Source organism: Pseudomonas sp. QS1027, assembly GCF_002814235.1.
GTDB lineage: Bacteria > Pseudomonadota > Gammaproteobacteria > Pseudomonadales > Pseudomonadaceae > Aquipseudomonas.
In genome coordinates, this window is sequence record NZ_PHSU01000031.1 from 192,640 (window position 1) to 209,130 (window position 16,491).

The following is a 16,491-nucleotide window of genomic DNA, read 5'->3' on the forward strand; positions in this document are numbered from 1 at the left end:
GCAATCAGCCAGCCTACATCGGCTGCCCGTCACTGAGTACCACGGTGTTGCGTCCATTGCGCTTGGCGCTGTAGGTGGCGAAGTCGGCTCGACGCAACAGATCGCTGCCCTCTTCGCCCGGTCGCCAGCAGGCTACGCCAAAACTGGCGGTGATCGGACCACAATCCTCTATCGGCATGGCCGAGAGTGATCGGCGTAGCTTATCCGCCAATTGGATGGCCTGCGGGCCGTCAGTATGCGGGCAGAGAATCGCGAACTCTTCGCCCCCCACCCGGCAGAAGATATCGGTGATGCGCAGCCGGTCGCGAATCAGTTCACAGGATTGGCGCAGCACCTGGTCGCCGGTTTCATGCCCCCAACGATCATTGATCTGCTTGAAATGGTCCAGATCGATCATCACCAGCGACACATCCACCGCGTAACGCCGTGCCTGGGCAATCAGCCGCGTCAGGTTTTCCATAAAGTAGCGGCGGTTGTAGATGCCGGTCAGCTCGTCGGTGATCGACTGCTTGAGCAAGGCCTCCTCGCGCTCTTTCAACTCGCTGATGTCGGTACACGAGCCATACCAGACATAGGTGGAATCGGCCTGGCGCTCGACGTAGAAATCCCCGCGCACCCAACGCAGCGGCTGGTCGGCCTGCTGCACGCGGAAATCACAATGGGAGGTCCCACCGGCCTTCATCGACGCAGTGGTAGCCGCCATGATCTTGTCCAGATCGGGTGGGTAGACGCATTTGAACAACGGGCTGTCGGCATAGGACAGCCCGACCACATCACTGGCCTTGAGCCCGAACACCCGCTGGATGCCCTCGCTGCAATAGGTAAATGCACTGTCCTGGCCGAAGGATTTCATCTGGTACTGGTAGAGCATGCTAGGAATCCGCTGGGTCAGCAGTTTCAGGAACGCCTTGTTCTGTTTCAGCCGGCCGGCCTGACGCTGCTGGAGCAGGAAAGTCATGACCGCGAACACACCGATCAAGGCCTGCAGCGCGATAGTGCCCACCATCAACCCGCCACTGCGGTTGCCTGGCAGGACGACACTCAGCCCACAGAAAAGGCTGCTGATGAGCAGCAGCAACAGCGTGCCTGCCAGCAGATAGGTTTGGGGTGACCGCTCACGGGGTGCTTCGGACAGAATGCGCATGATATGCCTGGGCCACCGGGGTGGCGCGTGATGAGGTGCGGCGAGCCGAGATGCTGATGTAGATTCCCCCCGGGAGCCGACGACAGCACCCTTCAGAAGCGAATGGAAACCACCCTGTTTCTATGGGCTTAGATCGACCGGAGCAGGTCCCGAGTCACCACCTCGAAACCCTTTTATGACCTCAGCGTAGTGTGTATTGCGCCACCAGCTTGTCCAGAAACCCAAAGAGTTTCTGGTTCATTTGCCCATAGTCATTCGCACGAAGGGCTGCCGGCTGCTGGACGAAACGGCGGCCGATGGCCTCCGTGAGTTCGTTCTCGGACGCGGCGATAAGCCGCTCCACGACCTCGAGGGTGAATTCCATGTGGCATTGAAAGCCATACACGAGCGGGCTGTACTCGATGATCTGCCGAGGACAGCCTTCGCTATAGGCCAGGACCTTGGCGTTCTCGGTGAGGCCGGGCATGTCGTTGTGCCAATGCCCGACTTCCAGGACGTCGCCGAAATGGGCGATCTTGTCGTTGTCCTTCCCCGCCTCGGTAAGGGTGATCGGGTACTTGCCGATCTCTTTCTCGGGGCTGTGACCGAACCTTGCTCCCAGCGCCTCACCGAGCAGTTGGGCACCGAGACAGACACCCACCACGGCCTTTTGCGCCGCAACGGCTTTGGCGATCAACGCACATTCGGCGGTGGCGTCGAAGTGCGGGCATTCTTCTTTTGTGGTGGCCGGAGACTGGGGACCACCCAGTACCACCAGCAGGTCGAAGTCATCTGCGTCCGGGAAAGCAGGGTTCTCATAGACACGTGAGTAGCTTGCCTTGTAGCCACGTTCTTCAACCCAGGCTTCGTAGGCACCCGGCGACTCGAAGGCTTCGTGAACGACGAAATGAACTTTCATTGGAATTCCTCTGGTGGCAGTCCCTGTTTGGTACCCGCCCTTGAGGATGAAGTCCAGTCATCTTTCATCATGTGGGAGATGCCTTACTGATAGCATTTTGCCGCATACCAATAAGTCGACAGGAAGCGCGTGTTGAAAAGCAAAAATGGACTGCTGGTTACAGCATACGCGAGCCGGATAACACGCCTGATTATCGGCCTCCCCCTGCTAAGCACGGCGTTAGGAGTGCCCATTGCGCACTCTGCACAAGATCCGATGACGTCCGGCCCGAGCTTTTCATGTGGGGCCGCGAATAACGCCATCGAAAAGCTGATCTGTAGTGATCCGGGGCTATCCACACGAGATCGAACAATGGCCATGCTGTTTGCCGCGTCCCGTACGGACGCGTCAGGTCGGGGTCTGTCGCAGCAGCAAACCCTGCAACGACAATGGCTAAATACCCGCGATAAGCAATGTTCGAATGGCGATATGCATGCCTGCCTTGTCAGCACCTACGATGAGCGGCTGAACACACTGGCCATTGCGGCGCTTTTCCAGACACCGGATGCCGCACTGGCAGAGCTTACTCGACAGAACTCCAGATCCGCCCCGTTGTACGAAGCCATCTATCGCTACGCGACCATCGAGAATGACGCCGATCGTGCGGCAGCGGTGGAAAAATTGATTGCTCCGGCTTTCGAGGTGATTCATGGCAAACCATGGGCAACGCCTTTGTCCGATGTCAAAGACGCGCATGACGTGGTGTCATCGGACAAAAACTTCTCCACGTTTCTGAATGTCGCATCGGTCAGCGATTATGCGCTGACGATGCCTTGTTCGGCGTTTGTACGACGACCCGGATTGATCGACGCACTGGACTCGGTCTACGCCGGAGCCGTCGACGGTCGACTGATCCGCAGTGACTGCGAAGTTATGACCTCACACTTGCAGAAGGTGGATCAACTGACAAGATCGGCGGTTGCGGTACAACCCAACTGTCCAGGCACCATTCGCTTCAGCCTCGGACGTGACTTTGACAAAACACTGCGTCTCATTCGTTTGCACCGCACTGAAGCATGGGAGGCGCAAGCGCTCAATACCAGTTCCAGTGCTCAGAATGAAAACAACGGCGAGCCGGGAAAAGACGTCGACAGACCGAGCTTTATCGCTGGGCATCAGGTGTTAATTCGGGACGCGGGCCATGAGCTCGCGACCTACTATTCAAGCCACTTTGGTGTCCCGCCAGCCCTTGCAAAAGAACAAGCTCTTAGGGCGGTGAATGCAATCATCTCCGGGGCCTACAACCTTTGTGAGAGGGGTTAAGAACATGGAGCGGATCGAGCCAACGATGCTCACTTTCACCCTCCCTCCGGAACTCCCGGATACTCAGGGCGGCAAGCTCATAGGAACGTCCAGGGCCCGATTCGCCGTCAGACCTCAGCGAGGGCAACGCGGTGCCGTTGTGCGCTCCATGCTCAGGAAAGGAGAGCTTTGTGTCACCGATGAGGAAGTAATGCTCATCAAGTCGAGTCGCAAGCTGTTCCAGCGTGCCACCGAAACGAAACTGGTCATCCCGCGCAGCCAGATCTTTGATGCCAAAACCATCAGAAAGTATGTCTATTTCGACATTCATGGGCCAGCCGGCATCCAACACGTCTTCCTGATCGCGTCCAGCCGCAAGGCAGCACAAGAAATCCTCGAACAACTCCCCAGGCAAGCAACGCCTGCCCATGAGGCAGAGCAAGCAGCCCTGTCCAGCTACTCCGAACGGATTCTTACACTGGCTCCGATCACATGGATCACCTATGGGCTGATCGTGATCAACGTGCTGGTGTATCTGGCGATGTGCGCGGGCGGTGTTGGCGTCATGGCGCAGAACCTGCCATTGACCGTCAAATGGGGTACGAACTTCGGGCCTGAAACCCTGACGGGTGGGTGGTGGCGCCTGGTCACGTCCGTGTTTGTCCATTTCGGCCTGATTCACCTGATGCTCAACATGTTCACTCTGTACCAGATCGGCCGACTAGCCGAGCGTCTGTACGGAAGTGGGCGATTCCTGATGTTGTACCTCTTTGCCGGCGTAACCGGCAGCATTGCCAGTTTGCTATGGCATCCGATGATCAACAGCGCGGGTGCGTCGGGCGCGATTTTCGGGGTATTCGGTGGACTGTTGGTGTTCGTGCTGAAGTACCGCCATGAGTTGCCCAAGTCGATCGCCGTGCAGCAACGCGTCTCTATATTGGTACTCATCGGGTATAACCTGCTCTACGGTTTTACCCATCCGGGCATCGACAACGGCGCGCATCTCGGCGGATTGCTGGGCGGCGTATTACTCGGTTTGACGCTGGCCAGGCCACTTGATCCGACGGTTCGCACAAAAGTAGCGCTTGAAAGCACCTTGTTTTCCTGTGCACTGGTACTCGCCGTCCTGATCGCATCGGTTTACCCGTTGGCCCGCTCCAGCGAGGTTGTCCGTGAAGAGCTTCAATTCAAGACGCTGGTGCTCAGCCTGGGGCCGATCGAGCAACAAGCCATGAAAGAGATGGCCGCGCTCCTGCATCAACCTGCAGATACGCCAAGCAAAAGAGCGATAATAGCCAACACCATCTTGCAAGAAGTCATCCCGCAATGGGACAAGCTGTATAACGCCGCTAACGGCGCCCACCTACCCGCCAACTCGTTACAAATCACCCTAAGGTCAACCATGATTCGCTACTTCGACGACAAGCGGAAAATGTGTCGCCTGATCGCCATCATGGTCCAACACGGCCCACCGCCGAATACCGCGCTGCAGGCCCAGCTCAAGACGCTCGAGAGCGACTCGACGGAACAGATCGCCGTGCTTCAGCGAATGGCTACGGCGGTCAAACAACATGGGCTCCACTAACCCCCCCGCCCGGTCAATTACCCACCCACGGTTGCGGCCAATGCAATCCCGGCCTATGGTCCAAGCCATGCATTTATCTGCAACCAGCCGCCCCAGCCTGCTGTCCATCCAATACGAACTCTCCCGTAAAGAGGTGACACATGCCGAACAACTCCCGCCCCGCCGTGCTCGAACTGATCGGCAATACGCCGTTGGTACGTGTCAGCCGCTTCGATACCGGCCCGTGCACGTTGTTCCTCAAGCTTGAATGCCAGAACCCTGGCGGATCGATCAAGGATCGTATCGGCCTGGCGATGATCGATGCGGCCGAGCGCGATGGGCGCCTGCGTCCCGGCTCGACCATCGTCGAAGCCACTGCCGGCAACACCGGTCTCGGTTTGGCCCTGGTGGGCCGGGCCAAGGGCTATCGAGTGGTGCTAGTGGTGCCCGACAAGATGTCCACCGAAAAAGTCCTGCACCTCAAGGCCATGGGCGCCGAGGTGCATATCACCCGCTCCGATGTCGGCAAGGGCCATCCCGAGTATTACCAGGATGTCGCCGCACGGCTGGCGAAAGAGATTCCCGATGCGTTCTTCGCCGACCAGTTCAACAATCCGTCCAACCCGCTGGCTCATGAAACCAGTACCGCACCGGAAATCTGGGCACAGACCCAACACGATGTGGACGCCATCGTCGTCGGCGTCGGCTCCGCCGGCACCCTGACCGGCCTGACCCGTTTCTTCCAGCGCGTGCAGCCAAACCTGGCCATGGTCCTGGCCGATCCGCTCGGCTCGGTGATGGCCGAATACAGCCGCAGCGGCACCATCGGCACCGCGGGTTCCTGGGCCGTGGAAGGTATCGGCGAAGACTTCATCCCGTCGATTGCCGACCTCTCCAGCGTGCGCAAGGCGTATTCGATCAGCGACGAAGAAAGCTTCGACCATGCCCGCCAACTGCTGCGTGCCGAAGGCATTCTCGGCGGTTCCTCGACCGGTACCTTGCTGGCCGCGGCGTTGCGCTATTGCCGCGAGCAGACCGAGCCCAAGCGCGTCGTCACCTTCGTCTGCGACACCGGCACCCGCTACCTCTCCAAGGTCTACAACGACCAGTGGATGAACGATCAAGGCTTGCTGAAGTACAAGCACTACGGTGACCTGCGTGACCTGATCGCACGGCGCTTCGAGGATGGCCGGGTGATCAGCGTCGGCCCGGGCGACACCCTGCTCACCGCCTTCCAGCGCATGCGCCTGGCGGACGTGTCACAAATGCCGGTGCTGGTGGACGGTCAACAACTGGTGGGCGTGATCGACGAATCGGATATCCTGCTGGGCATGCATGACGACGCGGCGCACTTTCGTCTGAGCGTGGCCAGCGTCATGACCGACAAACTGCAAACCCTGGCCCCCACCGCCAGCCTGGCTGAACTGCAGGCCGAGCTGGCTCGCGGGCTGGTGGCGATTATCGCTGACGCCTCCGGCTTCCATGGCCTGATTACCCGCGTCGACCTGCTCAATCATTTACGGAGATCCCTTGCATGAGTCAGCACGACAAGTCCGCCGCACCCCGCGCCTTCGCCACCCGTGTCATCCATGCCGGGCAGTCGCCGGACCCGACCACCGGCGCGCTGATGCCGCCGATCTATGCCAACTCCACCTATCTGCAAGAAAGCCCCGGCGTACACAAGGGCTTCGACTACGGCCGCTCGCACAACCCGACGCGCTTTGCCCTGGAACGCTGCGTGGCGGATCTGGAAGGTGGCACCCAGGCCTTCGCCTTTGCCTCCGGGCTCGCGGCGATCTCCACTGTGCTCGAGCTGCTCGACGCCGGCGCCCATGTGGTCTCCGGCAATGACCTGTACGGCGGCACCTTTCGCCTGTTCGACAAGGTCCGTCAACGCAGCGCCGGGCATCGCTTCAGCTACGTCGACCTGACCGACCTCAACGCCTTCGAAGCGGCGCTGCAGGACAATACGCGGATGGTCTGGGTCGAGACGCCGAGCAATCCCCTGCTGAGCCTCACCGACCTTGCGGCCATCGCCCGTATTTGTCGCGACCGCGGCATCATCTGCGTCGCCGACAACACCTTTGCCAGCCCGTGGATCCAGCGTCCGCTGGAGCTGGGCTTCGACATCGTGGTGCACTCGACGACCAAATACCTGAACGGCCACTCCGACGTGATCGGCGGCATCGCGGTGGTTGGACAAAACCCCGAACTCGCCGAGCGCCTGGGCTTCCTGCAAAACTCGGTGGGTGCCATTGCCGGCCCCTTTGACGCCTTCCTCACCCTGCGCGGCGTGAAGACCCTGTCGCTGCGCATGGAACGCCATTGCAGCAACGCCCTGGACCTGGCGACCTGGCTGGAGCAACAGCCACAAGTGGCGCGCGTCTACTATCCGGGCCTGCCGTCACACCCACAGCACGAACTGGCGCGCCGGCAAATGCGCGGCTTCGGCGGGATGATTTCGGTTGACCTGAAAAGCGACCTGGCCGGTGCCAAGCGCTTCCTGGAAAGCGTGCAGATCTTCGCCCTGGCCGAGAGCCTGGGCGGTGTCGAAAGCCTGATCGAGCACCCGGCGATCATGACCCACGCCAGCATTCCTGCGCAAACCCGCGCACAACTCGGTATCGGCGATGGGCTGGTGCGTTTGTCGGTGGGTGTCGAGGATGTCGAAGACCTGCGGGCGGACCTGGCGCAGGCATTGGCGCGGATCTAGACCCCGCAACGAAGGCCACCTTCAACGAAAGTTGGTGGCCTGCCCCCTTTATTTTAAACTGCGTTTTCCATCGGGCTTATCGAGTTGCCCGGAACCCGTATGATGCCCACACCCACCCCGCCCCCCTCCGCAGTCGGCGATAACAACATGATCGAAGTAACCGAAGTTTCCATTGCCCAGCTGCGTGCTGCGCTCGAATCCGGCCAGACCACGGCGGTTGAGCTGGTCCAGGCCTACCTTGCCAGAATCGAGGCCTACGATGGCCCCGAGACAGCCACCGCCCTCAACGCTGTGGTCGTCCGCAATCCCGAAGCCCTCAAGGAAGCACAGGCCTCCGATGCTCGCCGGGCCAAGGGCGAGACGCTGGGACCACTTGATGGTATTCCCTATACGGCCAAGGACAGTTACCTGGTCAAGGGACTCACAGCGGCCTCCGGCAGTCCGGCCTTCGCCAAGCTGATCGCCCATCGCGATGCGTTCACCATCGAGCGGCTGCGCGCCGGCGGCGCCATCTGCCTGGGCAAGACCAATATGCCGCCCATGGCCAACGGTGGCATGCAGCGCGGGGTCTACGGCCGGGCGGAAAGCCCGTACAACGCCGACTACCTCACCGCACCTTTCGCCTCGGGCTCGTCGAACGGCGCCGGGACTGCAACCACCGCCAGCTTCGCGGCCTTTGGTCTTGCGGAAGAAACCTGGTCGAGCGGACGCGGACCGGCCTCGAACAACGGCCTCTGTGCCTATACCCCTTCCCGGGGCGTGATCTCGGTACGCGGCAACTGGCCGCTGACCCCGACCATGGATGTGGTCGTACCCTATGCCAGGACCATGGCCGACCTTCTCGAGGTGCTCGACGTGGTGGTCGCGGAAGACCCCGATACCCGTGGCGATCTGTGGCGGATGCAACCCTGGGTGCCGATTCCGAGCGTGGCCTCGGTGCGTCCCGCGTCCTATGGCGCACTGGCCGCCGGTACCGACGCACTCGCCGGCAAACGCTTCGGCGTACCGCGCATGTTCATCAACGCCGATCCAGCAGCAGGCACCAGCGAAGCGCCTGGAATCGGTGGCCCAACGGGACAACGCATCAACACCCGCGCCTCCGTGATCGATCTCTGGGAGGCCGCACGCAAGGCCCTCGAAGCGGCAGGCGCTGAGGTGGTCGAAGTCGATTTCCCGCTGGTCTCGAACTGCGAAGGTGACCGTCCGGGTACGCCGACGGTGTTCACTCGGGGCCTGGTGTCCAAGGAGTTCCTGCACCATGAGTTGTGGGATCTGTCGGCCTGGGCCTTCGATGACTTCCTGCGGGCCAACGGCGATCCCGCGTTGAACCGTCTGGTGGATGTCGACGGACCGAAGATTTTCCCCCACGACCCGGGCACCCTGCCCAACCGCGAAGGCGACCTGGCCGCCGGCATGGACGAGTATGTGCGGATGGCCGAGCGCGGCATTACCCCCTGGAACGAGATCAGCACCGTGCCTGACGGACTGCGTGGGCTTGAACAGACCCGTCGCATCGATCTCGAAGAGTGGATGGATCGCCTGGGGCTCGATGCGGTGCTCTTCCCGACAGTGGCCGACGTCGGTCCGGCGGATGCCGATGTCAATCCAAAGTCGGCGGATATCGCCTGGAGCAACGGCATCTGGGTCGCCAACGGCAACCTCGCCATCCGCCATCTGGGCGTACCCACGGTCACCGTGCCGATGGGCGTCATGGCGGATATCGGCATGCCGGTCGGCCTGACCTTCGCCGGCCGTGCTTATGACGACTCGGCGCTGCTTCACCTGGCTTCGGCGTTTGAGTCGACTGGGACCAAACGCTTGATTCCACCACGCACGCCGGCGTTGGTGGTTGGCAAACAGTAACCCGGGTGGGATTGGGGCCGTGCGGGCTCCAATCCCCTTTCAACCCTGGAGCGATTTTTTCAGGTAGTAACGCTGGTGTCCGGGAGGGCAATCCTCCAGTACACCCATGACCTGATAGCCCTGTTTCTGATAAAAGTCGGGGGCCTGGAAGCTGTAGGTGTAGAGGAACACACCCTTGCATCCCCGGGATCGCGCTTCATCCTCTGCCCTCTTCAACAACTGACCGCCCAACCCCCGGCTGCGCAGGGCATGGTTCAACCAAAGGTAGTCAATGTAGAGCCAGCCCATCCCGGAATGGCCGAACATCCCCCCTATCACCTGGCCTTCACTGTCGCGGGCATAGAGCTGGAAATCCTCATAGGCATAAGCGCCGATCTGCTCCGCATTGAAGCGCTCCAGGCCTTTGCGCACCACGGCCATGGCCTCGGCATCAGCTCCCAGGCTGAAGGAGTAAGGGGTATCGGTCATAAACGCTCCTGTTCGAGATCAGATGAAATCAATGCGCGAGAATATGCGCGGTAAAGAATTCCAATACTCTTTCGTCAAGCTGCTTGTGAAAGGCAACCCGGTCAAATCCCTTGGCATCGACGCAAAGCTGCGGCGCATCCTGCGTCAATGCCGCAGAACACGGAGCCAAAAAGGCAAAATGCGCAGCGCCGGAAACAAGGTGGAACTCCGGCTTTTGGGGCAGCATGTTGGCAAGTGCAGGCGTGGTTTCCGGCAACACGCCATCGCCGCCAAACTCTGAAGCCCAAAGCTGCATCGGCGCTTTCACATTCGTCAGGTTGCCCGGGGCTGGAAACTCGTTGAGCGGATCTGCCAACACAAAGACTTTGATCCGTGGGTCATGGGTCAACGGCTGCGTGGGGACATCCTTGTTACGCAGTTGTTGGCAAATGGGCAGTGCCGGATCGGGGCAAGGCACATTGGCGTTGAGGAAATCCGGATTGCCACCGGCCAGTACAAGGCCTGTGTAGCCACCCCGTGAAAACCCGAAAAAGCCGATCCGCTGCGGGTCGATCCTGGCGGCGTCCGGTGCGGCACCCAGCATGTAATCGATAAGGCGCTTTATATCGGTCGGCCGTTCGACGAACGAAGAAAGCTCGGCGCCGTGGCTCATATCGGAAAAGGTGTCACCCGGATGATTGATGGCCGCCACGATGAAACCGGCGTCGGCCAGTGTCTCGGCAAGGTCATGGTGGCCAAGAAAAGAGCCGCCGTGGCCGTGGGAAATCACCACCAAGGGGAGCGTCTCACCCACTACCGGACAGTCACGCCGCCCCTTCAAAACAAAAGGTCCCATCAGGACGTCCTGTGCGCTATCAGCGCAGGGTGTCCAGATAATCGCCTTCAAGGCCGGGCCGCTGGCATCGGTGGGTATCTGAACGATCTTTATGCCGGCTGCCTGCGTCATCGTCGCGGACAGGCAGAGCAATACAGCCAAGGTTAGTTGACTCAAGTAGTTTCCAGAAACGGACATTTTGTTTTTCCACTCCATAGATGCCGGCAGGCCAAGGACTATGCAGGCCTACCCCACCTCTGGACAAGCCCCCAAAGACTGGCAATGCTTTCCCGTGCGGCAGCTGGCGCACCGGTGTAAGGCGCTAAAACAGGCTGGCCCGAGTGCATCGCGACGGAGGGAAGCTGGGCCAGAATCGCTGAGGAAGCTCACCGTGCAGTACCATGGACTCAAGACAGCGCGGTACACCCAGAAAAATCAGGGAACAACGATGATAGTTTTGATTACCGGTGCCACCGGAGGTTATGGCCGCGCGCTTTGTCAGCAGGCCAAGGATGCCGGGCATTTTGTTATAGCGATTGGCCGGTCTATCGAAAAGCTCCGCAAACTGGAGGAACTGGATCTGACAGATCTGCACTACGAAATAGATTTTCTGGATGAGGATATCGAAGAGAAAATAAGCAACCTCGAGCACGCCCTGATAAAAAGCAACGTCCGCACTATCGACCTGCTTATCAACAATGCAGGTATCGGCAGTAAAGGTTCTTCACTGTTCAGCGAAACGGCTCAAAACATCAAAGACTCAGTCAGCATCAACTGCGTCGCCCCCTTTCTGTTATCCGCACTTCTGCTAAATAAATTCGCCCTCAAGACCCTTGTCAATATTTCGTCGCGCAGAGGTTCCGTGGAGCAAAACGCCGACCAAAGCGTTTCAAAAAAAGGCTGTTCTTATTCTTATAGAATCTCGAAATCAGCGTTGAACATGCTGTCTCTTTGCATAGCAGATGAATTTGGAGATCGTGTCGCTTGCTATGCCGTTCATCCTGGAAGGTTGAAAACGGGGATTGGGGTCGCAGAAGCCACACTGGAACCCAGCTGCTCGGCAAAGCGGTTATTTGATCTTGTGGCAAGCGCACCGCCGTCCAACCAATTCTACTCTCTCGAAAATGAGCAAGTCGCCACACTGCCTTGGTAGGCGGAGCCTGTTTATACCGTGACGGCCGGCGCGACGTAGTATGAATTTACACTGGCCGGCCATGATGGACGAACCGATAGATCGGAACTCACAAGGAACGGGGTCGTGGATGAACTGAAGGTTTTTGATACCGAACATTGGCTCATCAGCCATCGCCGTGACGCACGCTACCCGGGCTACCTGATGGTGTCGTCCAAGGAGCAGGCTGCAGAGGTGAGCGAGATCAGTGAGGCTGCACTGTCGACATTGGGCCTGGTGCTTCGCGATACAGAACGACTGCTCACCAAGGCTTACGCCCCCTGCAAGGTCGTATTCTACAAACTGGGTTTCTCCCGGGGCTTTGCCGTGCATTTTCATGTAGCGCCGGTGACGGAGCAGCTAGTACGTGAAATTCACGAGCACCCCGCCTATTCAAATGAACCGGACGGCAACGATGCAATTCTGTTCTTGAGCCGCGAATACTGCGAAAGGCCACTGACGGAGCAGGAGCTTGAAGTGCAGGCCGAGATAGTCACTTGGCTAAGGTCATTGTGTCATTGAAAAATGACCGGCCAGAGTCGGCCAGATCCCCCGGCTACACCCCAAGACGCCTTCCAACCATTCGCAACAAGTGCTCCGCCACATCGCTCACACCCTTGTTCTGGGCCACAACCTGAGCGCCCTCAAGCAGAAATGTCAGCTCCCGGGCAACGTCCTGTGCATCGGCTAGCTGCGCCTCGCGGCACAGAGTTGCCAACCGCTCGAATTGACGTTGCTTGTGCGCCTCGATCAACTGCCTCGCCGGGTGCTGCGGGTCCGCCAGCTCGGCCAGGCTATTGGTAAACGGGCAACCGCGATAACCCGACTGGGCCAGATCCCGCGCAATGAATTGCGCAAAACCCAGCAACTGCCGAACCGGCTCCCCCGGCCACTGCGCCGCGAGATCGTCGAGCACCGCGCTGTAATGCTCAGTGAGCAAACGCAGCCACTCCAGCACCAGCACATCCTTGGTCTCGAAATGCCGGTACAAGGTCATCTTGGTCGAGCCCGCCTGAGCGGCGATGGCGTCCACCGTCACCCGGGCAATGCCCTGTTCGGCGAACAGTGCCTGCGCGGCGTCGATGATCCGTTCACGCGGTGGCAATTGCGCAATGCGTTCAGGGCGGATGGGCTTTTCCACGGGGCAAGGGTCTCCAGGCGATTTCATATTCCGCTTGACATCGATACTACACAGTATCGCATGATACTAACAAGTATCGTACGATACCCATAAGTATCGAATTGGAGATCGCCATGAACGCTTTCGAATACGCCGAACAGGATGCTGTCGGCCTCGCACAGTTGATCAACGACCGTCAGGTCAGCCCTACCGAAGTGCACAACGCCGCGATGTCGGCCATCCGTGCCGTCAATCCCCATATCAACGCGGTGATCGAGACCTGGGACGATGAGCCGCCAGCCCTGCCGGGGCCGTTTCAAGGTGTGCCGATGCTGGTCAAGGACCTGGGCCTGACCGCACGCAATCGCCGTAATGAACTGGGTAGTCGCCTGGCGGAAGACTGTGTCGCCGAGGCCGATTCCGAGTTGATGGCACGGTTTCGGCACGCCGGTCTGCTGCCCCTGGGACGCACCACCACACCGGAACTGGCCGCCAGCACCACCACCGAGAACCGTGTCAACGGTCCAACCCGTAACCCCTGGGACCTGAACCACAGCGCTGGTGGTTCCAGTGGCGGTTCGGCGGCCGCGGTTGCCGCCGGCGCGGTGCCCGTCGCCCATGCCACGGATGGCGGTGGCTCCATTCGCGTGCCGGCCGCCTCGTGCGGCCTGTTTGGCCTCAAGCCCAGTCGCGGGCGCCTGCCCATGGGCCCGGCGGTGGACGAAGTCTGGGCGGGTTTGGCGGTGCACGGAGTGCTGAGTCGCACCGTACGCGATACGGCGGCCTTGCTGGATTGCTTGCACGGGCCAGCCGTTGGCGACCCCTTCCACATTGCACCACCGACCGGTCCCTATGCGTCCTTGCTCAACCGCGAGCCGGGTCGCCTGCGCATTGCCGTGCAACATCAAGCCTTGAACGGCCAATCGATCGCACCGGCGGTGGGTACCGCCTTGAACCAGGTGTGCCAGGTTCTGGAAAGCCTCGGCCATGAGGTCATCCCCGTGTCGGCCGATATCGGCCTGAGCTGGGAAGCCTTCGTCGAGCTCAACGCACGCTTCTGGTCCAGCAACACCGCCGCCTGGATCGACGCGATTGCTGGCGCAACAGGCCGCCCCATCGACGCCAGCACCCTGGAGCCCGCCACCCTGGCGCTGTACCGCATGGGGCAAGAGTTGAGCGCGACGCAACTGCTGGGCGCCATGTATGAACGCAACCTGGTGACCCGGCACATGGGCCGACTGTTCAACGAATACGATGTGCTGCTGACACCGACCTTGCCGGAGGCCGCCCCTCTGATTGGTCACTACAACGCAGGCCAGGAGTCACTCGACGGTCGCGGATGGATGGCCCGGGTGTTCAACCACTCGCCCTTCACCGCCGTGTTCAACGTCAGCGGCTGCCCCGCCATGTCCGTGCCACTGGCCCAGGACTCGGCGAGCGGCCTGCCTATCGGCCTGCAATTCGGGGCCGGTTACGGTCGCGAAGATCTGCTGCTGCAACTGGCCGCCCAACTGGAGCGCGAACTGCCTTGGCGAGACCGGCGGCCGACTGTATGGGCGGGTAAGGAAGCTTGAAGCCAAGCGCAGTCTTGTGGCGAGCGGGCTTGCCCGCGAAGCTTTTAGCGCTCTCACGGGCCTCTTCGCGAGCAAGCCCTGCTCCTACAGGGACCGTGTTCGGCCTTAACTGACTGCCGCGTATTTAGCGGTCAAGCTCACAGGGCTGCCTGCAACCACTCACTGAACCTTCGCGTCAGCGAGTTTTTTCACTGTCGCGATGGATCAGGCAGACCCAACTGGCCCCAGGAACACTTTGCTCGCTCAGGGGCTGCAACAACCCATTGGAGCGCGCATGGGCGGCCAACAGCTGACTCACCGAGGCAATCCCATTGCCCGTGCAGGCGGCATCAAGCAGCAGCTCCGGATCGGAAAAATTCAATCCATTGCCGCGCTGGCCGACATCCTCCCCGCCCTGCACCACCCAGTGACTCCAATCCATTTCCCGCTCGCCATGCAAGGTGGTGCGCTGCTCGGCGGGCACATCGAGCAGATCAAAGGTCATCCAACTCAATATCGACGTGATCGCGGCGGGAGGTGGCGGCATTCATTACGTGACCCATCAGCAGCCGTGGAGGCCATGAGGCTCATAATTCATTTGAAATAATGGCCATTTGCCGGTATCTCTATGCGCCTTTTTTAAGTAAGGCAGCTGAATTTCTTGAACAGGGCTGAAAGTAAAATCGGGCAGATCCCGCCGAAGAAACGGGACGGGTTTGCCGTAGGCCACTTCTGCGTCTGGCTGGTGTTCGGCACTCTTTTCTATCTGGGTCACGAGCTGGACCGGATTTTCGGACTTTATCTTTTCCTGGTTCCCCTGCTGCTCATCCCTGCTCTGATCGCTTCGGGTGCTTTTGTCATAGGCCTCGTGGCCAATCTATGGGCCCGTCGATGGAGAAGGCTGATGTCTGTCGTCGCGGCGCCTGTGGTGACGATCGGGCTACTGGCGGCATCGACCTACTATCAAATCAGTCCCGAATGGATTCATTTTCAGCTGACCCGTAGTCATTACATGGAACTGGTGCGCAACCTGCCCGGACCGTCGCCGAAGTATCAGGAATGGGACTGGGGTGAAACCGGTGGAGCCGGCAGCGCGAATATTTTCCACAGTCTTGTTTACGATGAAACGGACAACCCGCTTAATCGGCCCGAACAATCGGTACACAATGAAGCGACGTCTTCAGTTCGACCGTGTGGGGATCATTTCTTTTTAGTCACGGATACTTTTCAATGAGGTGCCCTGGAGTGCTTGACTGCACCCCAAGCCCATCCGAAGCCCAGCCTATCCGTTAAAGAGCGGACGTGTGCGCTGCGGTCGCTGTATGGCGCGCCTTTATCCAATCTGTGTCTAACATTCTGCTCCTGGCCGCCCTAGCATCGACCGCTCCGCTCAGGTGCAGACGATGAAAGAGATCCCCGGCAACATCGACTTTTCAGGCTTGACGGTTCGTCGGCTAGAGCCAGATGACCTCGAGATCATTTGTGCGCATCGCGAAACGATGTTCCTTGAAGCGGGCGGAGACCCGTCGGAATTGCGGGTGATGACCGAGCACTTCCGGCCCTGGTTGCAGCAGCGCTTATCCGATGGGCGCTACTACGGTTTTGCGCTGACGGACAACGCCCAGCCCGTGGCGGCGATAGGCCTGATGACTATCGACTGGCCACCTCATCCGTCCCACCCGACTTCCGACCAGCGCGGCTATGTGCTCAACGTTTTCGTCGACCCGACTTACCGGCGACGGGGCCTGGCAGCCTCCCTGATGAGGCTGGCTGAAACCGAGTTTGCCCAACGAGGTGTAAGTTTCGCCGTGCTGCACGCGACGAAGGCCGGCAAGCCGGTGTATGAACTCCTGGGTTGGGCAGCAACGTCTGAAATGGCAAAAACCATTCCGTAGGGGAAAC

Annotated in this window: 15 protein-coding genes and 1 pseudogene; 10 read left to right on the forward strand and 6 right to left on the reverse strand. The window is 59.9% G+C overall.

The window, feature by feature from the left end; all coding sequences use genetic code 11:
- Positions 1–13 precede the first annotated feature (13 nt).
- Both CWE01_RS26220 and CWE01_RS26225 read right to left on the reverse strand, forming a co-directional pair.
- Entirely contained in the window at positions 14–1,144 is a 1,131-nt protein-coding gene (locus CWE01_RS26220; protein ID WP_100943446.1) for a sensor domain-containing diguanylate cyclase, read from the reverse strand.
- Positions 1,145–1,325: 181 nt separating this feature from the next.
- Positions 1,326–2,042 carry a GMP synthase gene (locus tag CWE01_RS26225; RefSeq protein WP_100943447.1) on the reverse strand — a complete coding sequence of 239 codons (717 nt, stop codon included), beginning with the start codon at positions 2,040–2,042 and terminating at the stop codon, positions 1,326–1,328.
- 132 nt (positions 2,043–2,174) lie between these two features.
- On the opposite strand from CWE01_RS26225, the gene CWE01_RS26230 reads away from it, so the two are divergent.
- The 5 genes from CWE01_RS26230 (at position 2,175) to CWE01_RS26250 (ending at position 9,463) form a co-directional block, all read left to right on the forward strand.
- On the forward strand, positions 2,175–3,344 hold the full coding sequence (locus tag CWE01_RS26230) for a lysozyme inhibitor LprI family protein (RefSeq protein ID WP_157815277.1): 1,170 nt from the start codon (positions 2,175–2,177) through the stop codon (positions 3,342–3,344).
- A gap of 190 nt (positions 3,345–3,534) precedes the next feature.
- A complete protein-coding gene (locus CWE01_RS26235; RefSeq protein WP_157815278.1) occupies positions 3,535–4,908 on the forward strand; it encodes a rhomboid family intramembrane serine protease in 1,374 nt (457 codons plus the stop codon).
- Between the two features lie 140 nt (positions 4,909–5,048).
- A complete protein-coding gene (locus tag CWE01_RS26240) occupies positions 5,049–6,425 on the forward strand; it encodes a cystathionine beta-synthase (RefSeq protein WP_100943450.1) in 1,377 nt (458 codons plus the stop codon).
- Positions 6,422–7,600, forward strand: a complete 1,179-nt coding sequence (locus tag CWE01_RS26245) for a cystathionine gamma-synthase (RefSeq protein WP_100943451.1) — start codon at positions 6,422–6,424, stop codon at positions 7,598–7,600. Before CWE01_RS26240 ends, CWE01_RS26245 begins: the two co-directional genes overlap by 4 nt.
- Positions 7,601–7,747: 147 nt before the next feature.
- Positions 7,748–9,463, forward strand: coding sequence for an amidase (locus CWE01_RS26250; protein ID WP_100943489.1), 1,716 nt, complete (start codon positions 7,748–7,750; stop codon positions 9,461–9,463).
- A 39-nt stretch (positions 9,464–9,502) separates the two neighbouring features.
- Here the strand turns inward: CWE01_RS26250 and CWE01_RS26255 are convergent, their stop codons facing one another.
- Together CWE01_RS26255 and CWE01_RS26260 are read right to left on the reverse strand one after the other, a co-directional pair.
- The gene (locus tag CWE01_RS26255; protein ID WP_100943452.1) at positions 9,503–9,931 is read right to left on the reverse strand and encodes a GNAT family N-acetyltransferase; all 429 of its coding nucleotides are present in this window, start codon (positions 9,929–9,931) and stop codon (positions 9,503–9,505) included.
- Between the two features lie 28 nt (positions 9,932–9,959).
- On the reverse strand, positions 9,960–10,922 hold the full coding sequence (locus CWE01_RS26260) for a serine aminopeptidase domain-containing protein (RefSeq protein ID WP_218274299.1): 963 nt from the start codon (positions 10,920–10,922) through the stop codon (positions 9,960–9,962).
- Between the two features lie 271 nt (positions 10,923–11,193).
- Here CWE01_RS26260 and CWE01_RS26265 point away from each other — a divergent pair, with 271 nt between their 5' ends.
- Both CWE01_RS26265 and CWE01_RS26270 read left to right on the forward strand, forming a co-directional pair.
- Positions 11,194–11,898 (forward strand): SDR family NAD(P)-dependent oxidoreductase, encoded by a 705-nt coding sequence (locus tag CWE01_RS26265; protein ID WP_157815279.1) that lies wholly within the window; start codon positions 11,194–11,196, stop codon positions 11,896–11,898.
- Positions 11,899–12,003: 105 nt separating this feature from the next.
- The gene (locus tag CWE01_RS26270; protein WP_100943455.1) at positions 12,004–12,438 is read left to right on the forward strand and encodes an HIT family protein; all 435 of its coding nucleotides are present in this window, start codon (positions 12,004–12,006) and stop codon (positions 12,436–12,438) included.
- Positions 12,439–12,472: 34 nt separating this feature from the next.
- Here CWE01_RS26270 and CWE01_RS26275 read toward each other — a convergent pair whose 3' ends face one another.
- On the reverse strand, positions 12,473–13,057 hold the full coding sequence (locus CWE01_RS26275; RefSeq protein ID WP_100943456.1) for a TetR/AcrR family transcriptional regulator: 585 nt from the start codon (positions 13,055–13,057) through the stop codon (positions 12,473–12,475).
- 113 nt (positions 13,058–13,170) lie between these two features.
- On the opposite strand from CWE01_RS26275, the gene CWE01_RS26280 reads away from it, so the two are divergent.
- The gene (locus tag CWE01_RS26280) at positions 13,171–14,610 is read left to right on the forward strand and encodes an amidase (RefSeq protein WP_100943457.1); all 1,440 of its coding nucleotides are present in this window, start codon (positions 13,171–13,173) and stop codon (positions 14,608–14,610) included.
- A gap of 137 nt (positions 14,611–14,747) precedes the next feature.
- Here the strand turns inward: CWE01_RS26280 and CWE01_RS26285 are convergent.
- Positions 14,748–15,082: pseudogene (locus CWE01_RS26285) on the reverse strand (LysR substrate-binding domain-containing protein); the annotation flags it as partial.
- Between the two features lie 168 nt (positions 15,083–15,250).
- On the opposite strand from CWE01_RS26285, the gene CWE01_RS26290 reads away from it, so the two are divergent.
- Both CWE01_RS26290 and CWE01_RS26295 read left to right on the forward strand, forming a co-directional pair.
- Complete coding sequence (locus CWE01_RS26290; RefSeq protein WP_100943458.1) at positions 15,251–15,823, forward strand: hypothetical protein; 573 nt, start codon at positions 15,251–15,253, stop codon at positions 15,821–15,823.
- Positions 15,824–15,992: 169 nt separating this feature from the next.
- A complete protein-coding gene (locus tag CWE01_RS26295; protein WP_100943459.1) occupies positions 15,993–16,484 on the forward strand; it encodes a GNAT family N-acetyltransferase in 492 nt (163 codons plus the stop codon).
- The last annotated feature ends 7 nt before the right edge of the window (positions 16,485–16,491 follow it).